Here is a 24,106-nt window from a genome sequence, read left to right on the forward strand (position 1 = left end):
AAATAACCTTCCCATCGGGTTTGGTTTTGCAGCGTGGCTGGTCAATCAATATAGGTATATGATTCCGTACCGTGGGAAATTTTCTAGAATGTTATGCCTTGGTGCTTTTCGTTTCAGCTCCTAAAAATCAAACTAAAAGTTGCTCCCAGGCCCGGTTGTGATTTAGCTGTTAAGTCGCCTTTGTGTTTTTTCATAATCTGCTTGGAGAGGCTAAGTCCAATGCCGGAACCATTTTCTTTGGTGGAGAAAAACGGAATAAAAATCTGATCCATTTTAGTTTCGTCAATGCCTATGCCGTTGTCTTGTATTTCAATGACGGACTGATTGGCATTGGAGTAGGCACTTATTTGTACCAGACCATTTTTTTTCTTTTCGGTGGCATGGCGCGCATTGGTGAGTAGATTAATCAACACCTGATCGACCAGCTTTCGGTCCATAGATATTTTGAGGTGAGCCTCAGACTTAACTCTCAACTCTACCCCGGCTTTTTCAAACTCTTTACTCAGCAGATTAGCGTTTTCTACCAATAATTCATTTACGTTTACTTCTTCCAGCTGTAGAGCTTTTATGCGCGTAAGCTTGCGGTAATCTTCTACAAAATGAAGTAGCCCTTCACTACGTTTTTGGATGGTTTTGAGCGAAAACCGAAGGTCTTCCAGGGTTTCTTCGCTAAGGTCTTCGAGCGGCTTGGGCTGGCCTTTTTCTTCCAGCATCATCAGCATGGTTTCTGAGAGGGAAGTAACAGGCGTTACGGAATTCATAATTTCATGGGTGAGAATTCGAATGAGTTTGTGCCAGGCCTCAATTTCTTTCTGCTCAATCTCACTTTTAATGTCCTGAAAAGTGACAATGGTATAACGATAGTTCAGAATTTTCAACCGGTTGATTTGAACGGATACTTGTTGTTTCTCTCCTTTTATGGAGAGTTCTATTAGCCTTCGCTCGTTGTCTTCCATAGTGTCGAGCTCTGCGGTAAAGGCAGGTTGGAGTTGCTGGAGTTGCTTCCAGTAATTGGGGGTGGCTATTTTGAGCAGGTCTTGTGCTGCTTTGTTCATAAGCTCTATGCCATGGTCTTCCTTAACCGCCAATACACCCACTTTTATATTATCTACAATTACTTTGAGAAACTTGAATTGGGCCTCTTTCTCTACACTCACCTTTTTGAAGGCGTCAATGATTTCCACGAAGGCGTCTTGCAACTCCTGAAACGACTTACCGTGTTTTTTGCCCTTGAACGATATAGAGAAGTCGGAATAGCGAATAGCCATTAAGAGTTTGGCAATTTCGCGGTTGGTGTAGGTAATAAAGCGAATGAGTTCGGAAACCTGAATAATGATAATGCCCAAAAGGATAAGCTGATTGAAGAATAGCTCGGTGCGCGCAAAAATAAAGGCCAGGGCTGTCATAGTGAGCATAAGCAGCACTATGCGAATAACTACCAGTAGAGCAAATCTTTTCGATACCATAGTTTTGTTGTTAGTGGGTTGGTTATTCGTTATCGGAGACTGCTGATTATTACTTACGGTTGTCTGATAACCACTCCCTAATCTCCGGCCTAAAGGCCGTACTTTTGCATTCTTCTGTATAGAGCCAGCCTGTCTAAGCCCAACTCTTTAGCCGCGCGGGTTACATTGCCATTGTGCTTATCTAAGGCTTTCAATATTAGTCTTTTTTCATTTTCGGTAAGGTTGAGGTTTTCTTCTTCATGACTTTTTTGTGTCGCCTTACTGTTGCCCAGCATAAAGTCATTGGGTCCAAGTTTGTTACCATCGGCCAGAATAATGGCTCTTTCAACTGCATGTTCCAGCTCTCTGATATTACCGGGCCAGTGATGTTTTTTGAGTTTGTTCATGGTGCCGGCATCAATGCGCATATTGGCTTTCTTGTATTTTTTGCCAAAAACATTGAGAAAATGCTCTACGAGCAGGTCTATGTCATCGGGCCGCTCGGCCAGTGGAGGCATCTTTAGTTCTACGGTATTGATGCGGTAGAGTAAGTCTTGTCTGAATTCGCCTTTTTCTACCATTTCATATAGTGGCATGTTGGTGGCGCAAACCAGGCGAATGTCTACCGGTATTTCTTTGCCGGAGCCTACGCGGCTCACTTTGCGTTGTTGTAGTACTGAGAGCAACTTGGCTTGCAAGGGGAGTGAGAGGTTGCCTATTTCATCGAGAAAGAGAGTGCCGCCCTGGGCCAGTTCAAAACGGCCGGGCTTATCTTCTTTGGCATCGGTAAAAGCTCCTTTCACATGCCCGAAAAGTTCCGATTCAAAGAGTGTTTCGCTAATTGAGCCAAGGTCTACCTTTATAAACACCTGATCGGATCGGTCTGACTTTTTGTGCAGGGCGCGGGCGGCCAGCTCTTTGCCGGTTCCGTTTTCCCCCAAAATAAGCACATTGGCGTCAGTTGGTCCCACTTTTTCGATGAGCGAAAACACACGTTGCATGGGGGCAGAGTTGCCCAAAAAGTTGGCGTATTTTTGGTCTACATCGTGGGCAATGCTTTTGGTGGTGTTTTTGAGCCGGTCTACTTCCAGTTTGCTGTGCCTTAGTTGTAAGGCTGAGGTAATGGTGGCGTAGAGTTTTTCGTTTTTCCAGGGTTTGGTAATAAAATCGGTACCACCTGCTTTAATAGCTTTTACGGCCAGGTCGAATTCGCCATAGGCCGTTACCAGTATAACAATGGCGTTAGGATCCAGATCGAGTATTTTGTTGAGCCAGCGCAGACCATCTGAACCATCGTTTTCGCCCTTCTTAAAGTTCATGTCTAACAGAACTACATCGAACGATTCCCTTTCAAAATGCAGAGGAATGAGTTCCGGATTATTCTCAATTTGCACCAGGGTAAATTGCTGTTTTAAATACATACGTGCGGTGTTGAGCACGTCTATATCGTCATCTACCACCAGTATTTTAGCCTCAATTTTCGCCATAAAACTGTATCAAAAACAAACACCTAAATGTATTGAAAACAAACGGAATAGAAGTCCATGTTTATGAAAATTATTTTTAACTTATTGATATTCAGTTGTTAATGAGTTTGGCACTGCTTTTGGCTTGCTAGCGGCATCAAAGGTCTACTATGTTAAAAAACTACTTCATTACTGCACTCAGAAACTTGTCTAGAAACAGGTCGTTCACCATTATTAATGTTTTTGGGCTTGCCCTTGGCATAAGTGCCGCTTTGGTGCTTTTTAAAATAGTTCTGTTCGAAAAGAGTTTTGATACTTATCTGACTCATTATGACAGGTTGTACCGCTTTACTAAAAAGGTGGTGAGTCCCAATTCGGTAGAGCTGGAGGGAGGAATGCAAAACCCTTTTGCCGAAGCCTTTAAGAACGATTATCCTGATCTGGGTATTCCTGTTCGGACCTTCTATATTGGTGAAAATCAGTTGAGTGTGCAGAATGTAACAGGCGATTGGTCGCACTTTGAACAACGCGATGGAATTGCCTTTGTAGATGCTGACTTTTTTAAACTCTTTGATTACGAATGGAGGGTAGGAGATTCGGAAACGGCACTTTCCAAACCTAATTCGGCTGTGATTTCCGAATCGTTGGCCGAAAAGTACTTTGGAGTAACCGATGGTGGCTACGACCGGGTGTTGGGTAAGGAGATGAAGCTGAATAACGAGCTTACCTTCTTTATTTCGGGCGTGGTATCCGACCCTCCCAAAAATGCTTCCTTACCATTTAAGCTAATGATCGAATACGAGTCTGTTGAAGCTATTTTCGACTTCTATCAGCCCGACTCGTGGACTTCCACTTCATCTAATGCTCATGTGTATTTTCTGGCCAATGAGAATGTAACGGGCGATCAGATTCGCTCAGTTTTACCCGAAATGGCCGAAAAGTATATGCCGGAAGGCGAGAATGAAACTATTTTTCAACTTCAAGCTCTGGCCGATATGCACTTTCAGCCCGAGTATAACACCTATGGCAATATTGCCAAGTCCAAAGACTTCTTAACCGGCCCCATTGCTATCGGTATTTTCCTGATTCTTACCGCTTGTATCAACTTTGTAAATCTTTCCACGGCTTTGGCAGTAAAGCGGTCTAAAGAGGTGGGTATTCGCAAGGTTTTGGGAGGTGTAAGAAACCAACTGGTACTTCAGTTTTTAGGGGAGACTTTTCTCATCACCATTCTGGCCATGTTGTTTTCTATGGGAGTTGCAGAATTGGTAATGACCAACATGGAAGATTTGGCCAGGTACAATTTGTCTTTAGACCTGCTTAATGATACTCCGCTTTTAATGGTGTCTGTTGCCATTGTGGTTGGAGTAACTCTAATGGCTGGTTTGTACCCTTCTTTCATCCTCTCAGGCTTAAAGCCGGTGGCTGTGCTTCGCAGCAAGGGGCAGTCGTCTTTGGCAGGTAATGCCAATACCCGCAGAGGGCTGGTAGTTGTTCAATTTCTTATTTCGCAGGTACTTGTTATATGCACGTTGGTAGTCATTTCTCAAATGAAGTTCTTCGAAAAGAAGGATTTGGGTTTTAGAAAGTCTTCTATCGTTACTTTTCCACTACCATCAAACGAGGCTGACAAACTGGACTTGATTGAAAATGAGCTGATGACTTTTCCGGGAGTAGAAAAAGTAAGTTTTTCCTTTGCCAGCCCGCTTTCGGACAACAACATAGGCTCTACTTTTGGCTATGCTCCACTAGAAACTACCGGAGAGTTCGATGCCGCTTTTAAGGTAATAGACGAAAACTATCTGGAACTATACGACATTGAGCTGTTGGCAGGAACCGACATTAGCGAATACGATACGGCTCTTGCTGAAGCCTTGATTTCCGAGCAGGCGCTAAAGCTTATGGGACTGGAGAATCCCCAAGACGCCATTGGCGAAACCATCCGTTCGGGCTTTGGTGGCAGCAAACGGGTAGTAGGAGTGTTCAAAGACTTCCACAATAAGAACCTAAGAAATAAAGTAGACCCCATTATAATGGTGAAATACCCAGGCTATTACTATGAAGGTGCGCTGCGGTTTGAAGGATCTGACAATGAGATGTCTGGCCTGATCGCTAAGCTGGAAAGTGCCTGGACGGCTCAGTTTCCTGATATCATTTTCGATTACTCCCTTCTTTCTGATCAGATTATGCAGAATTATGAAGACGAGGCCAATGTGCTAAGACTCTTCCAGATATTTTCCGGTCTGGCCATATTTATAGGTTGTTTGGGCTTGTATGGCTTGGTTTCGTTCATGGCCAATCAAAAGACCAAAGAAATTGGAATCAGAAAAGTGCTTGGTGCTTCAGTGGGGCAAATTCTGAACATGTTTTCCAAAGAAATGCTCATACTCATTGGTATAGCTTTTATACTGGCTGCGCCTATTGGGTTTTACCTGATGAACGACTGGTTAAGCGGGTTTGAGTATAGGATTGAATTGTCTCTATGGGTGTTTGCTGCAGCCATAGGCTTTACATTACTCATAGGGGCTGTAACCACCGCTTTGCGCTCGTTCAAAGCGGCAACTTCCAACCCTGTAGACTCCCTAAGAAGCGAATAGTATGTTTAAGAACCACCTTCTTTCCATATTCAGAAATTTAAAGCGCAACAAAGGCTATGCTTCTATTAATATAATGGGGCTGGCCATTGGCTTTGCCGCAGCTACACTCATTGCGGTATATGTAAAAAGTGAGTTTACTTACGACAAGCACTATGCAGGCCATGAAAAGATTTACCGACTCAGTGCCGAGCGTTTTGCTCTTTCTTCTATAGCCATTCTCAATCAGTTGAAGAGTAATATTGCTGCGGTAGAGGAGGTGGTAAACATAATGCCAAACCCTTCGGCCAGTTTAACCACAACTTCCGGAAAAAGTCTGGCGGTCAAAGACTACTTCTATACTACGGAAGGCTACAGCCGGGTATTTAGCCATCAGTTTATTTTGGGCAATGCTGAAACAGCGCTTGCCAAGCCCAATGGGCTTATACTTACTGCTTCTATGGCTCAAAAACTCTACGGCCGGGACAACCCGATTGGTGAAAAAGTTCGGGTTAATTCACAAATTTCGGCCGATGACTTTGAAGTGACCGGAGTTATTGCCGATCTGCCCTCCAATACCACACTTACTTTTTCAGCATTGGGCCGGCTACCCCGCGAGTTTGAAGACAGGGTAAAAGATAATTTTTCGTTTACCACCGGGTATAGCTACATGAAACTTGCTACGCCAATAGCCTCCAATGATTTATTGGCGGCTGTTGAGGAAGTAATGTTGCCTTTGGATTATCAGAGACATGGTAGTGGAAAATCTATCGAAGAGTTTACATCCGGTTATTCATCGGGTTTGGTGGTGATGCCCCTGGCCGATGTCCACCTACAGTCCAATGTTCAGTTTGAGGCTTCGGAGCCGGGCAATGCCAAATACCTCTTTGTGTTTATGTGCATTGCTGTTTTTATTATCGTTTTGGCGGCCATTAACTATGTGAACCTGGCTACCGCCCAGGCATCGAAGAGAGCCAAGGAGATTGGTGTTCGCAAGGTACTTGGTTCGGTAAAGAATCAGCTGGTTGCTCGTTTCATAACCGAGTCGGCCGTGGTTGCGCTGGTGGCCGTACTTTTGGGCTTTGGTTTGGCCGAAGGGTCGCTAAAGTTGCTCAGAAATGCGGGTTTCTCTCAGTTCGATACCAACGTATTTGAATACTCCGGGCTGGTATTAGTTATGCTTGCAGTAGCGTTGCTCACCGGTTTGCTTGCCGGTGTTTATCCGGCTTTTTATTTAACTGCTTTTAAGCCCTCTGCGGTGTTAAAAGGAGACTATACGGCAGGTTCGGGGAATAGGGCTTTTAGAAATGGGCTGGTTGTTTTTCAGTTTGTGGTAAGTCTTTCGCTGGCTATTTTCTCTGTTTTTGTTTCTCAACAGCTTCATTTCAGTCTCAAAAAAGATATTGGTTTCGATAAAGCCAATGTGCTTTTAATAGATAACACCAAGTTTCAACTTGGGGAGAATGTAGAAACTTTTCGTTCAGAGTTATTGGCCAAACCGGTTATTAGTGGTGTAGGCTTTAGCCATTACCAACTTACCAATCTGCCTCTTTCAGGTATGATTGAAAATGGAGTTGAAAACGCTGAATACCAGCGAATTCAATACAAGTATACCGATGCGGCTTATGCGCGCCTAATGGGTTTTGAGTTGGTAGAAGGTAGTTTTTTTGATGAGGAGCTAGACGGAGACCGAACTTCTATGCTGGTGAATGAAACACTGGCCAAGAATCTGGGAGGGCACGTACTTGGCCGAAAGTTCGATGCCAATTTTAATGGAAAGGATGTGGAGATTGTGGGAGTGATCAAAGACTTTCATTACGAAGGTTTTCGCAAGGCTATAGGCCCTGTGGCTTTTTTTGGAAGACCGTATCCCTCTTTGGTTTCGGTGAAGTTTGAGGGCACCTTGCAGGAGGCAGCCACTGCGGCTGAGCAGGTATATAGCCAGTTTACTTCCGAACCGTTCGATTATCAGCTGTTTGAACAATCGTTCGATGAGCTTTTCCACAAAGAGAAACAACTAGGGCAGGTCATTAATTTATTCACGGCTTTGGCTGTTTTTGTGGCTGTTCTCGGATTAATAGGGCTTATTAGTTACACTCTCGATCAACGGGTTAAAGAGATTGGTATTCGCAAAGTATTAGGGGCTTCGGTTCGGCAAATTCTAGCTATGCTCAGCAAAGAAATGCTTCGGCTTATTGTGCTGGCTTTTCTTACGGCTATTCCGCTTTCCTATTTTGTGGTAAACAGCTGGATGGCCGAGTTTGCCTATCACATTCCCATAAGTATACTTCCATTTATTTGGGTAGGGGCCATTGCTCTTGTAACCATTCTTGCGGTTGTGGTGGCCCGTTCGCTGGGAGTAGTCATGTCTAATCCTGTAAAAGCACTTAGAACGGAATAAAACTCAAAAACAACATCATGCTTAAAAATTACTTAAAAACGCTTTTTAGAAACTTTGTCAGGAACAAGGTCTTTACGCTCATTAACATTTTTGGGCTCACTCTGGGAATAACCTGCTCCCTCATTATGTTTCTCATTGTTAAGCAGGAAGTAAGTTTTAATCGTTACCATGCCAATCTGGACCATATCTATCGTATTGGGCATATTGATATTGAAAATGGGAGAGAATATACTGGTGGAGGAATTCCGCTGGTTATGCCTGCTTCAGTAAAAGAAGAGATTGTTGGAATAAAGGAAGTCACGCTTATTTCTCACGAACGCTATGGGCTTATATCAGTAAACAGGGCCAACGGAGATGTTTCTCATTATGAGGAAGATCCTGAGTTGGTTTATGTGGAACCTAACTTTTTTGATGTGTTTACCTGGCCTACTTTGGAAGGAACCGTTGGTGGTAACACACTGGAGCAGCCCAATGTGGTAGCGCTTACTAAAAAGCTGGCCGATAAATATTTTCCGGGGCAGTCGGCCGTTGGTCAAACCATTCGGCTCGATAAGTCTACGGACTTAAAGGTTGTAGCCGTTTTGGAAGATGCACCGGCCAATTCAGACTTTCCGTTTGGCATCTTCATTTCCATGGAAACCAAAAAGCGGAGAAACCCCAACGAGTTCAATCGCTGGGGGAGTATTTCGAGCGATAATGTAGCCTTTGTGCTATTGGAAGACCATGTGAGTCCGGAGCAGATCGAAGCTCAGTTTCCGGACTTTACCGAAAAGCACTGGAACAAAGAAACTCGCGAGACCCGCACTTTTGTGCTTTCCTCACTCAAAGATTATCATTTCGATGAGCGCTTTAACACCTTTAGCCAGCGCACGGCACCTAAGTCTATGCTCATTGCCTATGTGATTATTGGTGCCTTTCTTATCGTAACTGCCTGTGTGAACTTCATTAATATGTCTACAGCCATGTCGGTAAAGAGGGGCAAGGAAGTGGGTGTTCGCAAAGTGCTTGGAGGGAGCCGCAAATCTCTGGTGCTTCGGTTTTTAGGAGAAACTTTTGCCATTACGTTACTGGCCCTTTTACTCTCTACGGCTATTACCGAAAGGCTTTTGCCTTTGGTAATTGAAGATTTCATTGGAATAGAAGTGCCTTTCAATCCTATTAAGGAGCCTATTATACTCGGCTATTTGCTGGCTACCTTGCTTACGGTTTCTCTGTTGGCAGGTTTATATCCGGCCTTGGTGCTTTCGGGTACTCGCCCCATTTTGGCCTTAAAAGGTTCTATGATTCATAATAAGGGAGGGCTTTTTTTTAGAAGGTTTCTGGTGTTCTTTCAGTTTCTTATTTGTCAGCTGCTCATCTTCGGTACGGTAGTGGCCTTGATGCAAATCAACTTTTTCATGTCTGTAGACATGGGCTATGACAAGGAGTGGATATTGAACATAGGACTTGCCCGTAAGGATAAACAGGCTTTGGACCTTTGGGATTCGGAAATTCAGAACATTCCGGGGGTTAAATCGCACTCGTTCAACTTCACCCCTCCGTTTTCAGGCTCTGTTTCAGCCACAGATGTTTATGTCTATGCCAACGATAGCGCAGTAGACCGGTTTACTACTCATGTGAAAATGGCCGATGATCGCTACTTAGAAACGTATGGTCTTAAACTGCTGGCCGGAAAGTGGCTGAACGATAGCGACACGGTAAACCAATTTGTGGTTAATGAAACCTTTCTCAAGGAGGTAGGACTGGAGCCGGAAGAGGCCATCTTTAAAACCATAGAGATATGGGATAAACGTGCCCCCATAGTTGGTGTGGTTAAGGACTATCACACGGGTAGGCTCGATAGTGCAATAGAACCCGTGGCTATGTTCAACGACAGGAGAAACTACAGAAACCTGGGGGTGAGGGTTACGGCTGCCAATGCCAGTGATGTGGTGAATTCGCTCAAAAATATTTGGTACCAGATAAATGAAGAGTATGAGTTTAACTACAGGTATGTAGACCAGCATATTGTAGAGTATTATGAGTTTGAGCGCAAAATGTCTCAGATGCTTACGGTATTTGCTTTCATAGCCATTTTCATTGGCTGTCTTGGACTCTATGGCCTGGTCTCATTCATGGCCAATCAAAAGGCCAAAGAGATTGGTATTCGAAAGGTGCTGGGAGCTTCGGTGCAACACATAGTGGGGCGCTTTTCGCTGGAGTTTGTTGTGCTAGTAGGGCTGGCCTTTTTGGTGGCAACACCATTTGCTTATTGGTTCATGAATAACTGGCTTCAGAACTATGAATATAGCATTAGTATTGGCCCTCTCATTTTTGTGGTGAGCCTGGTTACTTCTGTGGTTATAGCTATGGTTACTACGGGCTATCGCTCCTTAAGAGCAGCTACTACCAATCCTGTTCAATCCTTAAGAGACGAATAATGATAGCGCACTACCTGAAAACTTCTTTCCGGGCCTTAAGGAAAAATCCACTGCTTTCCACCTTAAATATTGTGGGCTTAAGTGTTGGCCTGGGGTGCTTTTTAGTCATAGTCACTTACCTCTATCAGGAAAATACCTATGAGAAAGGGTTTACAGATTATGATAGAATTTATAGGCTGGAAGAGGAGTTTTTGGGTATGGGCAGGACGGCCTGGTCTACCAGTAATCTGCAGTATAAACTCAATGAGATTCCTGAAATAGAAAGCTATGTAAGACTGTCTGTCGATCAGGGCAATGAAGGCAAAGCTATAAATGGTGAAAAAATCATAAAAATGCCTAAAGTGCTGAAAGCCACGGATGGGTTGTTTGAGGTATTTGATTTTTCCTTGCAGCAAGGAGATGTAGCCCGGGCTATTGACGGTCCTAATAAAGCGGTGCTGACAAAAGACTTTGCCCGCAGGCTGTTTGCCACGGAAGATGTGATGGGCAAAACATTTGAGTACATGGGTAAAGAGCTTATGGTAACCGGTGTTTTGGCCGATCAGGTGTTCGAAACACACCTGAAGTTCGACTTTATTTCCAGTAACCTGTACAATCCGGAATATACTGACAAGCGTTGGTGGGGCATTGGTGGATACATTTACATAAAAACTACGGAGCCATTGAAGCCGCAACTCCTTAATAAGCAGCTCGATGAGATTTCTAAGACCTATGTTTATCCGGTGGTTAACAATAGCGAGCTGAGTGCAGAGGAATGGCTGTCTTCGGCCAATAAAATTCAATTCTTCGCCAAACCAATACGAGACATCTATTTGGGTAGCAATGAGAAGTTTGAGATAGGGACCAATGGAGACAAACAGACACGGGTAACCCTTTCCATTATTGGAGTTTTTATTCTGGTTATTGCTATCATCAATTTTATGAATTTAACCACGGCTCGTTCATCTCTACGCACCAAAGAGATTGGACTCAGGAAGGTGTTGGGTACCCGAAGAGGCCATTTGGTGTTTCAGTTTCTTACCGAGTCTACGCTTATTACTTTGTTTGCGGCCCTTATAGGGGCAGGCTTATCTGAACTGTTTATCACCCTGCTCAATCAGAAATTAGGAGAGGTGATTGGTCTTTCCATACTGAGTTATCCAATGCTCGGTGTTTACATTTTGCTGGGGGTATTGGTGGTAGGTTTTTTGGCTGGCATTTATCCGGCTTTCTATCTGTCGTCCGTTAAAATGATTCCGTTGCTCAAAGGAATGAAGCTTGGGCAAGTATTGAACCTGGGCAATGCACGAACCTTAAGAAACGGTCTGGTAGTGTTGCAGTTTACTATATCTTCTACACTCATTATTGGTTCATACTTTGTGTATAGCCAGTTGCAACACTTAAAGTCAGTCGATGTTGGTTTCGATAAAGAGCAGGTTCTGGTGATTTCGCATTCGTTTGACGCTACAGTCAATTTAGAGGCTCTTAGAAATGAATTATTGACAGTTCCCGGAGTTGAGCAAGCTAGTTTTAACAGCCGTCTGCCGGCCGATAGGTCTGCCAATATAATGTCTACCATGTTGGGGCCTGAAAAATCCGTGGCATTCAATGCCTTTCAGGTCGACCCGTATTATGCCGAAACGCTGGGGCTACAGCTTTTGCAAGGCAAGTGGTTTTCTCCGGGCCAATCGGTAAGCGATTCTCTGGTAGTGCTTAATAGGGCAGGTTTAGAAGCCGTGGGTCTGGAAGGGGATCCCGTTGGTCAGGTGTTTGGTAACTACTGGCGAGTAATAGGGGTGGTAGAAGATTTTATAGTAGACAATTACCGTGAGCAAATAGGGCCGGCCATTATGACCTATGATCAGTCCAGTCCCGGTCAACTGGCCATTAAGCTGAACTCGCAAAACGTGGCAGCTACTCTAGCTTCTGTGCAGAAAGTGTGGGAAGGGCTTATGGCAGGTCCATTCGAATATAAGTACCTCGATCAGAATTTTACCGAGATTTTAAACAAGGAAAAGCAGAATGCCGATGCAGTGTTGGTGTTTACTATTCTGGCCATTTTCATTAGTTGCCTTGGGCTGTTTGGTTTGGCTGCTTTTATGGCCGATCAGCGGGCTCATGAGTTTGGTATAAGAAAAGTACTCGGAGCGAGTGTTGCGGATATAGTCAGGAACTTTGGTTTTGACTTTACCCGACTCATAGTCCTGGCCTTTGTGGTGGCAATTCCTGTGTCTGTTTATGCAGTTAACCTCTGGCTCAACGGTTACGCCAATCGTATAGAGTTGGGTGTTTGGGGGTTTGTTATTGCCGCTTTGCTTTCCTTTGGTATAGCATTTCTCACCATTGCCTTTCAATCCCTCAAAGCGGGTCGCCTTAACCCGGTAAAAACCTTAAGAAACGAATAAACCACTTTCAACTATGTTTAGAAATTATCTATCTACAACCCTGAGAAAGCTAAGAAAGCAAAGGTTTTTTACCATTATTAATATACTCGGATTGACCATTGCCTTAACGGCCTGCTGTCTGATAGCTCTGTTTGTTCGAGATGAATTGAGTTTCGATCGGTTTCATGAAGATTTTGAGAACATCTATAGGCTCAATAGTCTTAGAGGAGAAGAGCAGTCTATTTCTGGTTATGCATATGCCGACTTTATAGAATATGTTGATGAAAGAGTGCCTGAAGTTTCTTCTTATGCCCGGATTGTAAGAGGAGGTGCTCTTAATCTGTTAGAGAGTGATAACAATGAGTTTTATTCTAAGTCTTTGATTTATGTAGAATCGAACTTTCTAGAGTTTTTCTCTTTCGATTTACTGCAGGGTAATGCTCATACTGCTCTATCGAACCCATATGCAATGGTTGTTACTGAGAGTTTGGCCAATAAACTCTTTGGAGAACAGAGCGCATTAGGAAAGGAGGTTTTAATAAACAAAGAGCAAACCTATGTGGTCTCTGGTGTTGTAAAGGACCCTCCAAAAAATAGCTCCATCCAATTTGAAACACTCTTGCCTATTAAACCCGAGCAAGTAGAAAACACCTTCAGTGAAGGTTATTTATCAGGTAATATCAATTTTGTAAAGTTAAACCCAAATGCTTCTTTGGCTCAGGTAGAGCAGTCGATTAACAAGGTAAAGGAAGTACCAAACTATGGTGTGGTTCTTGAAACTACTAACTTCCGACTGATGCCATTGGCAGATCAGCGTCTTAGAAGTGGGTATGATCAGGATACCTTGCTCTTTTCTGATATCAGGATGGTTTATCTCTTTGGATCTATCGGCTTGGTGATTCTGATATTAGCAATTATCAACTATGTCAATCTGGTAACTGCGCAATCGCTGCAACGAGCCAAGGAAATAGGATTGAGAAAGGTGATAGGTGCAAATAAAGCGCATTTAGCTTGGCTTCAAGTATTTGAATCTATTGTCATTACTACCATCTCATTAGTGTTTGCCTTTGCAGTGACGGAAAGATTAATTCCTCTTTTTAATTCGCTGACTTCCAAGGATGTGTCTGTTAGCTACTTTAGTTCGGAGTTTTTGGTGTTAATTCCTTTGTCAGGAGTTTTTCTAGGGGCATTAGCTGCTCTTTATCCATCAATTAGAACATCCAAAGTTAGCCCATTGGTATTAGTTGGGCGTCCTCAAGGTAAACTATGGAATGACCAGCGGATTAAAAAGGCGCTTATGCTCGTGCAGTTTTCAGCGGCCATTATTCTCTTACTGGTCACCTTTACCATGAGAAGTCAAATGAGGTTTTTGGAGAACTCCAAAGTTGGGTTCGAAAAGGAACTACTTATCAATGTTCCACTTTTCAAAGATCAGAAAGATTACCATGCCATATTGAAGTCGGAGGTGTCCAAGATTAAAGGTATTTACTCAGCCTCTGTGACCGACTGGATGATTGGTGGTTATACCTCTTCAACCAAATATACAGAAGCTCCAGACCAAGACTCTAGGGAGAGGCCTCCGAAATCAAGCGTTACTAGGGTCTCAGCAGATGAGTCAATTCTAAGTACTTTACAGGTTGAGGTTGTAGAGGCATTAGAAGAGTTTAATTATAATAAGCTCGACTCTACACAATTGGTGGTTACGGAGTCAATAGTTAATGAACTAGGTTGGGAAGATGGAATCTTGGGTAAGTCACTCTTTGAGTATACTGGTAAGTCGCATAAAGTAGTGGCTGTAATTAAAGATTTTCACTCTCATAACTTTAAAAAGGCTATAGAGCCGACTACCATTCAGCTTATGGATGAAAGCTATGGCAACGAGGATTTATTGATACGCTTAGAGAGTGAGCAGCACCAGGAAACACTTAAAGAAGTAGCAGAAGTCTATGAAAGAATTGCAGATAGGCCTTTTGAATACTCTTATATAAGTGATGTGCTTAATAGGTATTATAAAACCGAATCTGATCAGATCTTGCTTTTCAATGTTTTCTCCACCCTGGCTATGTGTATTTCATTGCTGGGTCTTTTGGGGATGATCTCTTTTGTAGCTCAGCAGAGAAGGAAAGAAATCAGCATCAGAAAAGTATTGGGAGCCACATTGAGTTACCTCGTCCTTCTTCTGAACAAGGGCTTCATCAAATTGGCACTGATCGCCTTTATAGTTTCTGTTCCGGTTGCGTATTACGCTTCCGAAAAATGGTTAGAAAGCTTCATGTACCGAGTGGAGGTTAGCCCTGGGGTTTATATTGCCACGCTTGTTGGGTTTATTCTAATCAGTAGTTTGGTCACACTGAGTCAATCGCTCAAAGTATCCAGAGAGAATCCAGCAGATGTACTGAGAGATGAGTAATTATGTTCCCATATCGACATAGCTCATTCCGATCATCAAATTAACGAGAACCTACCCTGTAGAAACTTTACGAAACGAATAAACCACTATCAACCATGTTCCAAAACCACCTTAAACTAATACTCAGAAAACTCAAAAGAGAGAAACTATACTCTTTCGTTAATATTCTTGGCCTTACTATTGGCCTAACCGCTGTTCTTTTGATTGCGCTTTATGTCAGGGATGAACTGAGTTTCGATAAGTTTCACAAGGATTATAAGAATATGTATCGAGTTACGCTTGATCATGAAGATTGGGGGGCTCGGCCATTCATAACTTCTGATTTCGTTGAGTTCTTTAGTCCTGAAATACCTGAGGTTGAGGGTTTTGTTAGGGTTTCTGGAGTATCTAGAGCCATAGGTGGAGATGTACTGCTCAGAAACAACAACAATGATATTAGCTCAACCAAAGTATTCTTTACCGATCCCAACTTCTTTAAATTCTTTGACTTTGAGCTGGTTAACTCAGGGAAGGAAGGTGCTCTCAATGGTGATATGTCTGCTGTGATAACTGAAGGTTTAGCAGAACGATTGTTTGGAGATACAGATCCTGTTGGTGAGTCTATCCTCATCAATAAAGAGTTTGAGGTAATAGTGGCTGCTTTGGCAAAAGACCCGCCTTCAAATAGCACAGTTCAATTTGAGTTATTGATTCACAAGAACGACTATTTCAAGAATGATTTCGAGAATACCAATGGATTAAGAAACGTCTTGACATACATTGAATTGAACCTGGAGAGTTCCATTGAAAAGGTTGAGGCTGGAATTAATGATTCTAGAATACTTCCGCCATATAGAGAATGGCTTGAAAAAAGTGATTTTGGCCTTTTAAGGTTAGATCGTCAAAGGCTATATGCTGAATACGAGGTTGACTTTTTTAGTAAAAACCAGATAGATTTAGTTATACTCTTTATAGCTATTGGAGCAACAATCTTAGCCCTGGCAATCATTAACTATGTAAACCTGATTACTGCCCAAGCCACAAGAAAAGTGAAGGAGATTGGCCTAAGGAAAGTAATTGGTGCTTCTAAAGTCCAATTAATTGCTTATCAGTTTGTGGAGGCCATTAGCCTAACTATTATCTCTTTTATTTTGGCTTTTGCAATAGCTGAGCGCAGCTTACCTTACCTCAATACTCAGCTGGGTAAAGCTATACGTCTTGATTATTTCAGTAGTGATTTCTTTATATGGATTTTCGTTTTTGGTGTGCTTCTTGGCTTAATTTCCGGGCTTTACCCAGCCTTCTTCATAGCAAGGTTTAAGGCATTAAGCTTAGTTCAAAGATCAGAGGTCTCATTGGGAAGTAAAGGATATCTCAGAAGGTTTTTGGTCCTTTTTCAGTTTGTCGCTTCTGCTATTCTGTTGGTGGTGCTCTCCATTATCTCTCAACAGATGAACTATATGAAAACAAAGGATTTGGGCTTTGACTCAGACTTTTTGGTGAGTGTTCCGCTTTATAGAGATTCTACTCATCTTTTTCAGACGGTTAAAAATGAAATAAGTACTATTTCAGGAGTTCAGTCGGCCAGCATCAATGGTTTTGTAATGGGGTCTAGAATTCAAACGTCTATCAGCAACCATTGGGACAGAGAATATGAAGGTAGAATAGGCTCAGGTGTGACAGGTGTTTATGCAGATGGTGATTTCTTTGAAACTGCGGGGGTTGAGTTTGTGTGGAAAGCCGATCAATTTGATGGCTCCTCCTTAAAAGAAGGGCAAATAGTGGTCGATTATTCGCTGGCGGAAAAGTTTAAACTCTTAGAAGATCAGGCAATAAAAAAATTATACAGATATAATGATAAGGTGGGAGTGGAAGTTGTTGGAATCGTAAAAGACTTTCATGTAGAGTCGTTGAAAACGGAGATTATTCCCACTATTATACTTCCTTTAAGCGATTGGGGAAGTAGGAATATTCTGCTAAAAATAAACCCTAATGATGCCCAGGGCACTTTAGCTAAAGTTGGAGGTGTTTATGAGACGTTGTTTGATAGACCTTTTGAGTTTTACTACCTCGATGATCAAATAGCCGATTTTTATAGAAAGGAACAGGGACAATTCCGTTTGTTCAAGATCTTCACCAGTCTGGCTATTTTTATTTCACTATTGGGCTTGGTAGCCTTGACCATTTTCTCCCTCGAACAACGCAGAAAAGAAGTAAGTATCAGAAAGGTACTAGGAGCTTCCGTTCAAAGACTCATCCTGATGCTCAATAAGGAATATTCTGTTCTTGTACTAATAGCTTTTATCATAGCCTCTCCAATAGCCTATTACGCCATTCAAGACTGGCTGCAGGAATTTAAATACAGAATAAGCTTGAGCCCTTTGACTTTTATAGGAGCCTTTTTAGGGTTTCTTGCTTTGAGTTGGCTGGTCACTATTGCTCAATCATTGAGAGTATCCAGAGAGAATCCTGCAGATGTACTGAGAGATGAGTAAATGAAAAGAGACGGTTTCTATGGTAAGTAGTACTGACTACCTGACCCATAGAAATCGTCTCATTTTTCAAATTAATAAGGTCTGTTTGTTTTACGCCTCGGTTTTTGCCATTCTGTTCCGAGTATTTTCATCCAGATAAATCTTTCTCATACGAATGTTCTTGGGAGTAATTTCCAGGTATTCGTCTTTTTGAATGTACTCCATAGCTTCTTCTAAGGAGAATCTCTTTGGAGGCGCAATTTTGGAGTTGTCGTCAGAACCGGCAGCACGCATGTTGGTTAGCTTTTTTCCTTTTTGAACGTTCACTACCAGATCGTTCTCACGCGTGTGTTCTCCAATAACCTGTCCTGTATAGAGGTCTTCGCCAGGAGCCACAAAGAAAACGCCTCGGTCTTGTAGTTTGTCGAACGAATAGGCCGTGCCCGGTCCGTTTTCCATAGAGATAAGCGAGCCGTTTATTCTGCCTTTGATTTCGCCTTTGTATGGCTGGTAATCTTTAAAGCGATGGTTCATAACAGCTTCTCCACCCGTGGCGGTCAATACGTTATTTCTTAAGCCAATCAGCCCTCTCGAAGGAATTTCGAACTCAAGGTGTTGCTGGTCGCCTTTGGGCTCCATAATCTTGAGCTCTCCTTTACGTTGTGTCGCCAGTTCTATTACTTTACCGGCTACTTCAGAAGGTACATCTACTACCAGCGTTTCAATAGGTTCGCACTTCTTGCCATCTATTTCTTTGAGAATTACCTGAGGCTGACCCACCATGAGCTCATAACCTTCTCTTCTCATGGTTTCTATAAGCACAGACAGGTGGAGAATTCCACGACCATACACCAAAAACTTGTCCTCAGAGTCGGTAGGTTGAACTTTTAGAGCCAAGTTTTTCTCCGTTTCTTTCATCAGACGGTCTCTTAGGTGTCTGGATGTAACAAACTTACCTTCTGAACCAAAGCCCGGAGAGTTGTTAATGGTGAAGAGCATGTTCATTGTAGGCTCGTCAATAGAAATACGCGGAAGTGGTTCCGGATTGTCAAAGTCGGTGAGCGTATCACCAATTTCAAAGTTTTCCAGCCCAACTATGGCGCAGAGGTCGCCTGCCTTAACCTCCGTAACTTTTACTCGGCCAAGACCTTCAAAAACCTGAAGTTCTTTAATCCGAACTCGCTGAATTGAACCATCAGCCTTGGTTAGTCCCATAGATTTGCCTTCTTCCAGCTTGCCCTGATACACCCTTCCAATGGCTATTCGGCCCACATAAGAGGAGTAATCGAGAGAGGTAACCTGAAACTGAGGAGTACCTTCCGGGCTTGGGGCTTCCGGAATTACCTCGAGAATTTTATCAAGCAGTGGAGTAATGTCTTCAGTAGGTTGCTTCCAGTCGGTGCTCATCCAGCCTTGCTTGGAAGAACCATAAACGGTTTCGAAATTGAGCTGTTCTTCTGTAGCATCAAGATTAAACATTAGGTCGAAAACCTGTTCGTGAACCTCGTCAGGTCGGCAGTTTTCTTTGTCTACCTTGTTTACTACAACTATTGGAGTTAGTCCCAGGCCCAGGGCTTTGCTAAGCACAAAGCGTGTTTGTGGCATTGGGCCTTCGAAGGCATCCACCAACAGCAATACACCATCGGCCATTTTAAGAACACGTTCTACTTCTCCGCCAAAGTCTGCGTGACCAGGAGTGTCTATAATGTTAATCTTAACCCCTTTGTAGGTCACCGATACGTTTTTGGAAAGAATGGTAATCCCTCTTTCACGCTCCAGATCGTTGTTGTCCAGAATCAATTCACCAGATTCCTGATTTTCTCTGAATAGTTTAGAGGCGTGAATAATTTTGTCTACCAGGGTAGTCTTGCCATGGTCTACGTGAGCAATAATGGCAATATTTCTAATGCTTTGCATAACAGCTTTTCAAATCGAGCGGCAAAGGTAGGGTTTTAATATGACTTCAGTGTTATGCGCCTGAAAATAGTACAAGGTGGTGTGTGGAATGAGAATCAGTAATTGGTGAAATGGTCATTAGTTATTGGTGACGGGGTAGTTGGGGGATTGTTGAAATGGAGAATCATAGAACTAGACTCTTTAGGAGTTAATTTCATCGTTAGAGCCTTCTAAGATTTTCCAATCTATTTAATAGACAAGTTCAGAATGACGGCCTTTGAAGCTTTTAAGACAGCTTCATCACCGGCATGGAGAACAACCCTTGAAAAGTTACTCTTGTGGGTGGCTTCTATTAAGTTTTTCGAATTCAGCAATCTGCTCTTTCAGTCGATTAATCTGTTCAGAGGGAAGAATGTTTTGATAGGCTCCCACAATAATTTCTAACTCCACATGCCTGGACTTTGCCATAAGGTTATTGATTTGATTGAGCCGATGAAGGGCTCCATCGCCTTTTTCAACAATTGACTCCAGCTTTCGCTCCAATTCTATTGGGCCAACTTTGGCTTTGACCACATCTTGGTCGGTAAAGCTCTCTATAACTCTCGAAATGGTTTTTCGATAAACAATGAGTACAAAAGCAATTACTACAGGCCAGGATAGGAGCAGGTAGCCAATTCGCTCAATTATTTCTAAGGTATTGATGGTGTTCATATGATTAAGGTTTATGGATGGATTTGTAGTGGCAATGGAGTTCAGCAGATTGTTAGTTCCATCGTCAACTTATAATCACGCACGCCATAGCGTAATTGAATAAACTCAAATTGATGGGGGATTCCAAATATTATTGGCAGAGGCTATGGCTGTTAGTAGCTGATTCACAGGCGTACCGCAAGCCTAATGTGCTTTTATGATTAGGCATGTGTGGAATGTGGTTGATTAGACAGAATGTAAACTACCGGATTAATTATGGCCATTATCGCGTTGACCATCGTAGTAGTTTTTTAGAATAGAGTCCATTTCTGACCGACCCTCTATAATGGACAATACTTTCTCCCAGATATCATTTGGAATGAGTTCGCGAAGTGGTTGCTCAACCCGGGGGATACAATGGAACACCTTTTTTACTTTGCCGTCCCAAACCTTGTAGTATTTAACCAGATCGTCAGGGTAAACCACTTTGCGTTTGGTGCCCTCATCAGAGGCTCTAAAGGGGTAAGGAATGTTCAGATAGCCGTAGTCATCGGTCAGTTGTTCTCCCGGTTGAATGTCTCTAATGGCAATTTCAAAGTCGTAGGCCGTAGAAAGACAGTTGGAGTTGAAGCTGTGGTTTACAAACCTTCCATTGTCCCAGCAGAGCACAAAATTGCCTTTGTTGTTTCTATAGGTATAGGTATCGAGTATTTGCTGATAGATAGGCTCCATTTGCTGAAATTCAGACGGGCTGAATTCACGGTCAAGCTTATCGAGTGCCCAGGTAATGGTGCCTGCCGGGATGAAATCTGTGGCCACAACTCCGTAGCCTATTTCTTTGCTGATAAACTTCAGCTCTGTGTTTGGGTGTATCATGGTTTCTGAAATCAAAAAGTGGCTCTCAGTTGTCCCGGATTTGATTTCCCGACTTGCTGTGGAGTTGGATGAAAATATAGCTTGAATTGAACTACCAAACAATGGGTGCTCAATGATGATTTTCGAAGTATTCGAAAGCGTCTATTATATCCAGATAAGCTCCGTCAAAACCAGCATCAATAATTTTCTTTAAGTAGGAGCTGTCATTTCCATAAATAATCTGCTGCCAGCCTTTATCCCAATAATTCACCTTATAATTGCCCTCCCAATCGGGGTTTTCGGCCTTAATCCATGCCGGACTACCAACCTGCCATTCACTTTGCCAATAATATCTGTAGTCTTCGGCTTCACCTATGCTCATATAAGAGACAACAAGTCGTTTTCCCCCATTGGCCTTGGTCTTTAGCTTCTCAAGGTCACCGGAACTTAGTGGCTTGTCATGGAAAAAGAGATCCAGAATAAGTAAGTCGTAGTTGGTTTTGGCGAGTGCTTCTATGAGGGCTGTTTTTGTCCGAAAATTTGAATAATTGAGTAAGTAGAGGAAGTTTTTAGCTTCTGAAATACGGAGGATATCCTTGCTGTTTTCATTAAAGACACAAGAGGGGTATGACGGTATTTCATCTAAGTTTCTCCTGTGGGCTGCAAAAGAGATAAAGTCATTGCGCTTATTCTGCCTATAAGACTTGTTTACTTTAGACTTGGAGTGGCAATAGTCTGTAGTGAGTACTTCTACACCGTTTTTTTCAAAGAGTAGACACAGATTGAGCATGTACTGTTGGTCGGCAGACGGAGTGGGCTTATTGTCTTTGCTGTAGCCATAAAATAAATCTTCGCGTCCGGTAGCGTCTATGGCATTCAGGTAGTCCAGATAGGGCACCCCACTGGCATCTCCGGAAGATGTGGCCAGTTCCTGTCCGTTTTGAGGAATTATTAGAAAGTCGGCATTTTGTTGCTTGGCATAGACGCTAAGATTCTTTACAAAATTCCGCATTTCCTGCCTGTAGTCGGTGTGGTCAGAGGAAGGCCGGCCAGCACCGGAATTGTTCCATGTTTCGGAGGTATGAAAGACCCCCAGAAGGGAGAAGATTATAGGTAGAATGCTTACTGTCTTTTTCATATCATTAGGTTAGCGTGGTTATTGGGTAAACTCGCCAATGTGCCAGAGTACAGTGCTTGGATCGTGTACGAAAAACTCTCGGCCCCATGCTTCATTTTTAATTTCTGATATACGCACTGTAGGGTACTTATGCTCTAAATCCAAAGTCAACAGTTCAGCTCTAAATGCCTCTATGTTGTCTACTTCCAGAAACAGCATGGTATTTTCTACCCAATCTTTTACAAAATATTTCTGAAGATAGAAGGCCACATTGTTTTTAAGCTTATACACGCACATATCGTGCGAAAGCTCTATTTCCTGAAAACCAAAAGCCCGGTAAAAACTCCTCGATGCTTCATAGTCTTTGGCTCCTATAAACGGGCGGATGCTTTTGGCTTGTTGTTTCATGGTCTAAAAATCATAGATATAAAGGTCGAAAAAGTGATTGAATTATAGGCGTTTGCACTAAATTAAGCTCACAGCAATGCTTTTACGGTACGGTTTAGTAAACAAACAAGTGGCTATCAATTTATAAAATGTCTTACAGCGTCTACGGTGTTGTGATGGGCTTTTCTGCAGAGGTTAAGTCCGTTTTTCTTCAGCTTTAGAAGCTGAGGGTTGCTTTGTGGTGTATCCGTAGGCCAGTCCGCCCAATAACCAAATAGGTGCTGAAATGAGCAATTCCCTGGCCTGAAGCTCTTCGTTTTTCAGTAGAGGCATAATGCATGATGTAATCACAAACATTAATATACCCCAAACCAAACCATTAATGATCCACCGTTTCATGCCGTGTGTTACTTTTAGCCATAGGCTTAAAATAATGACTTGTTCGCAGGTGATCAAACAGATAGTGTGTTTTCCAGACGTATTACCGTTTTAGCACGCCCACCCCGATAGTTTAAGAACAACTAGCTGCTTATTCGCAGCCATTGTCATTGGCTTCAGGTGATTTCACCACTGGCGCAATGCGTTGTTTATCGATATTCCGGATTGTCGAAATTCCATCGTTTACCATTTTCCCAATCCTTTCGGGAATTGCCATAGGAGGGGTAGCCTTCTGCCTTCTTAAGGAGTTGAGCAAGGTGCAAGAGATTGTAGGTCATAAACGTGGTGTTTCGGTTAGTAAACTCGTTCTTAACCGCGCCCGATTCTTCATCCAAATAGCTGGGGCCGGGGCCTATTTCACCCAGCCAACCACAATCGGCTTGGGGGGGTATGGAGTAGCCAATGTGCTGCAAAGCATAAAGAATAGACATGGCGCAATGCTTGGCTCCATCTTCGTTGCCGGTAATTACACAGCCTCCAACCTTGCCGTAGTATATGTATTGGCCTTTGCTGTTTGTTTGGCCACTTAGGCTGTAAAGCCGTTCGATCAGCTTTTGAGCTTCAGAAGATTTCTCTCCCAGCCAAATAGGAGTGCCAATCACCAGAATATCAGCCTTCAGAATTCGTTCGGAAAGTTCCGGCCATTCATCTTTTGGCCAGCCGTGTTCTTCCATGTTCGGAAAAACCCCGCTGGCTACCTCATGGTCTATTAGCCGAAGCTCATCGACCGTTACGCCTTCTTTGCGCATAATTGTCTTAGACAAACGCATGAGGCCTTCCGTATGGCTTTGTTCTGGCGAACGTTTAAGGGTGCAGTTCACATAGATGGCTGAGAGGTTAGAGAAATCCATAAGTATTTAGCTATCAGATTTTTAATGTACGCGTTTTATCGGACGTATACATTAGAGGGAATCGATAAATCGTTTAATCTCGCTCTTAGCTTTTCCAGTCTTTCTCTGAATTCTCCCCAGAAGTTCATCTTCCTGACCCTCCGTATAAGTAAGATCGTCATCAGTAAGATTAGCATATTCTTGTTTCAATTTTCCTTTTACAATGTTCCAGTTGCCTTTCAGTTTGTCTATTGTTGCATTCATAGTTTTATCTTTTGGTTCACCCTAAGAAATCCAAGGATGGTGCCATAGCCATTGGTTGCTGAGGTTTGTGGTTAAATGGTTGATTTTCAGTATTTTGA

General features: G+C 42.8%; 16 protein-coding genes. 6 read left to right on the forward strand and 10 right to left on the reverse strand.

The window, feature by feature from the left end:
* Positions 1-113: 113 nt before the first annotated feature.
* Both IE164_RS14155 and IE164_RS14160 read right to left on the reverse strand, forming a co-directional pair.
* Positions 114-1,466, reverse strand: coding sequence for a sensor histidine kinase (locus tag IE164_RS14155; protein ID WP_189630908.1), 1,353 nt, complete (start codon positions 1,464-1,466; stop codon positions 114-116).
* An 89-nt stretch (positions 1,467-1,555) separates the two neighbouring features.
* Positions 1,556-2,932 (reverse strand): sigma-54-dependent transcriptional regulator, encoded by a 1,377-nt coding sequence (locus IE164_RS14160; protein WP_189630909.1) that lies wholly within the window; start codon positions 2,930-2,932, stop codon positions 1,556-1,558.
* A 149-nt stretch (positions 2,933-3,081) separates the two neighbouring features.
* On the opposite strand from IE164_RS14160, the gene IE164_RS14165 reads away from it, so the two are divergent.
* The 6 genes from IE164_RS14165 (at position 3,082) to IE164_RS14190 (ending at position 17,552) form a co-directional block, all read left to right on the forward strand.
* Complete coding sequence (locus tag IE164_RS14165) at positions 3,082-5,508, forward strand: FtsX-like permease family protein (protein ID WP_189630910.1); 2,427 nt, start codon at positions 3,082-3,084, stop codon at positions 5,506-5,508.
* Position 5,509: 1 nt separating this feature from the next.
* Positions 5,510-7,885, forward strand: coding sequence for an ABC transporter permease (locus IE164_RS14170; protein WP_189630911.1), 2,376 nt, complete (start codon positions 5,510-5,512; stop codon positions 7,883-7,885).
* A gap of 17 nt (positions 7,886-7,902) precedes the next feature.
* Positions 7,903-10,305, forward strand: coding sequence for an ABC transporter permease (locus IE164_RS14175; protein WP_189630912.1), 2,403 nt, complete (start codon positions 7,903-7,905; stop codon positions 10,303-10,305).
* Complete coding sequence (locus IE164_RS14180; protein WP_189630913.1) at positions 10,305-12,689, forward strand: ABC transporter permease; 2,385 nt, start codon at positions 10,305-10,307, stop codon at positions 12,687-12,689. The genes IE164_RS14175 and IE164_RS14180 overlap by 1 nt, the downstream gene beginning before the upstream one ends.
* A gap of 13 nt (positions 12,690-12,702) precedes the next feature.
* Entirely contained in the window at positions 12,703-15,078 is a 2,376-nt protein-coding gene (locus IE164_RS14185; protein WP_189630914.1) for an ABC transporter permease, read from the forward strand.
* Between the two features lie 95 nt (positions 15,079-15,173).
* The gene (locus IE164_RS14190; protein ID WP_189630915.1) at positions 15,174-17,552 is read left to right on the forward strand and encodes an ABC transporter permease; all 2,379 of its coding nucleotides are present in this window, start codon (positions 15,174-15,176) and stop codon (positions 17,550-17,552) included.
* Positions 17,553-17,642: 90 nt separating this feature from the next.
* Here IE164_RS14190 and typA read toward each other — a convergent pair whose 3' ends face one another.
* From typA to IE164_RS14230, 8 genes are all read right to left on the reverse strand, one after another.
* Positions 17,643-19,448 (reverse strand): translational GTPase TypA, encoded by a 1,806-nt coding sequence (gene typA / locus IE164_RS14195; RefSeq protein WP_189630916.1) that lies wholly within the window; start codon positions 19,446-19,448, stop codon positions 17,643-17,645.
* A 309-nt stretch (positions 19,449-19,757) separates the two neighbouring features.
* Positions 19,758-20,138: a hypothetical protein gene (locus IE164_RS14200; protein WP_189630917.1), complete on the reverse strand. Its 381-nt coding sequence runs from the start codon at positions 20,136-20,138 to the stop codon at positions 19,758-19,760.
* 249 nt (positions 20,139-20,387) lie between these two features.
* Positions 20,388-20,993 carry an SET domain-containing protein gene (locus tag IE164_RS14205; RefSeq protein WP_189630918.1) on the reverse strand — a complete coding sequence of 202 codons (606 nt, stop codon included), beginning with the start codon at positions 20,991-20,993 and terminating at the stop codon, positions 20,388-20,390.
* 109 nt (positions 20,994-21,102) lie between these two features.
* Entirely contained in the window at positions 21,103-22,110 is a 1,008-nt protein-coding gene (locus IE164_RS14210; RefSeq protein ID WP_189630919.1) for an endo alpha-1,4 polygalactosaminidase, read from the reverse strand.
* An 18-nt stretch (positions 22,111-22,128) separates the two neighbouring features.
* On the reverse strand, positions 22,129-22,497 hold the full coding sequence (locus tag IE164_RS14215; protein ID WP_189630920.1) for a VOC family protein: 369 nt from the start codon (positions 22,495-22,497) through the stop codon (positions 22,129-22,131).
* A gap of 174 nt (positions 22,498-22,671) precedes the next feature.
* Entirely contained in the window at positions 22,672-22,875 is a 204-nt protein-coding gene (locus IE164_RS14220) for a hypothetical protein (protein WP_189630921.1), read from the reverse strand.
* 188 nt (positions 22,876-23,063) lie between these two features.
* Positions 23,064-23,765, reverse strand: coding sequence for a flavodoxin family protein (locus IE164_RS14225; protein WP_189630922.1), 702 nt, complete (start codon positions 23,763-23,765; stop codon positions 23,064-23,066).
* Between the two features lie 51 nt (positions 23,766-23,816).
* Positions 23,817-24,008 (reverse strand): CsbD family protein, encoded by a 192-nt coding sequence (locus IE164_RS14230; protein WP_189630923.1) that lies wholly within the window; start codon positions 24,006-24,008, stop codon positions 23,817-23,819.
* Between the last annotated feature and the right edge of the window lie 98 nt (positions 24,009-24,106).

This window comes from Roseivirga thermotolerans, assembly GCF_014653175.1.
GTDB lineage: Bacteria > Bacteroidota > Bacteroidia > Cytophagales > Cyclobacteriaceae > Roseivirga > Roseivirga thermotolerans.

What these genes read in the sequence shown, in the direction of transcription:
- IE164_RS14155 (WP_189630908.1), bottom strand. Translation starts at nt 1,466, where the DNA reads ATGGTATCGAAAAGATTTGCTCTACTGGTAGTTATTCGCATAGTGCTG.
- IE164_RS14160 (WP_189630909.1), bottom strand. Translation starts at nt 2,932, where the DNA reads ATGGCGAAAATTGAGGCTAAAATACTGGTGGTAGATGACGATATAGAC.
- IE164_RS14165 (WP_189630910.1), top strand. Translation starts at nt 3,082, where the DNA reads ATGTTAAAAAACTACTTCATTACTGCACTCAGAAACTTGTCTAGAAAC.
- IE164_RS14170 (WP_189630911.1), top strand. Translation starts at nt 5,510, where the DNA reads ATGTTTAAGAACCACCTTCTTTCCATATTCAGAAATTTAAAGCGCAAC.
- IE164_RS14175 (WP_189630912.1), top strand. Translation starts at nt 7,903, where the DNA reads ATGCTTAAAAATTACTTAAAAACGCTTTTTAGAAACTTTGTCAGGAAC.
- IE164_RS14180 (WP_189630913.1), top strand. Translation starts at nt 10,305, where the DNA reads ATGATAGCGCACTACCTGAAAACTTCTTTCCGGGCCTTAAGGAAAAAT.
- IE164_RS14185 (WP_189630914.1), top strand. Translation starts at nt 12,703, where the DNA reads ATGTTTAGAAATTATCTATCTACAACCCTGAGAAAGCTAAGAAAGCAA.
- IE164_RS14190 (WP_189630915.1), top strand. Translation starts at nt 15,174, where the DNA reads ATGTTCCAAAACCACCTTAAACTAATACTCAGAAAACTCAAAAGAGAG.
- typA (WP_189630916.1), bottom strand. Translation starts at nt 19,448, where the DNA reads ATGCAAAGCATTAGAAATATTGCCATTATTGCTCACGTAGACCATGGC.
- IE164_RS14200 (WP_189630917.1), bottom strand. Translation starts at nt 20,138, where the DNA reads ATGAACACCATCAATACCTTAGAAATAATTGAGCGAATTGGCTACCTG.
- IE164_RS14205 (WP_189630918.1), bottom strand. Translation starts at nt 20,993, where the DNA reads ATGATACACCCAAACACAGAGCTGAAGTTTATCAGCAAAGAAATAGGC.
- IE164_RS14210 (WP_189630919.1), bottom strand. Translation starts at nt 22,110, where the DNA reads ATGAAAAAGACAGTAAGCATTCTACCTATAATCTTCTCCCTTCTGGGG.
- IE164_RS14215 (WP_189630920.1), bottom strand. Translation starts at nt 22,497, where the DNA reads ATGAAACAACAAGCCAAAAGCATCCGCCCGTTTATAGGAGCCAAAGAC.
- IE164_RS14220 (WP_189630921.1), bottom strand. Translation starts at nt 22,875, where the DNA reads ATGAAACGGTGGATCATTAATGGTTTGGTTTGGGGTATATTAATGTTT.
- IE164_RS14225 (WP_189630922.1), bottom strand. Translation starts at nt 23,765, where the DNA reads ATGGATTTCTCTAACCTCTCAGCCATCTATGTGAACTGCACCCTTAAA.
- IE164_RS14230 (WP_189630923.1), bottom strand. Translation starts at nt 24,008, where the DNA reads ATGAATGCAACAATAGACAAACTGAAAGGCAACTGGAACATTGTAAAA.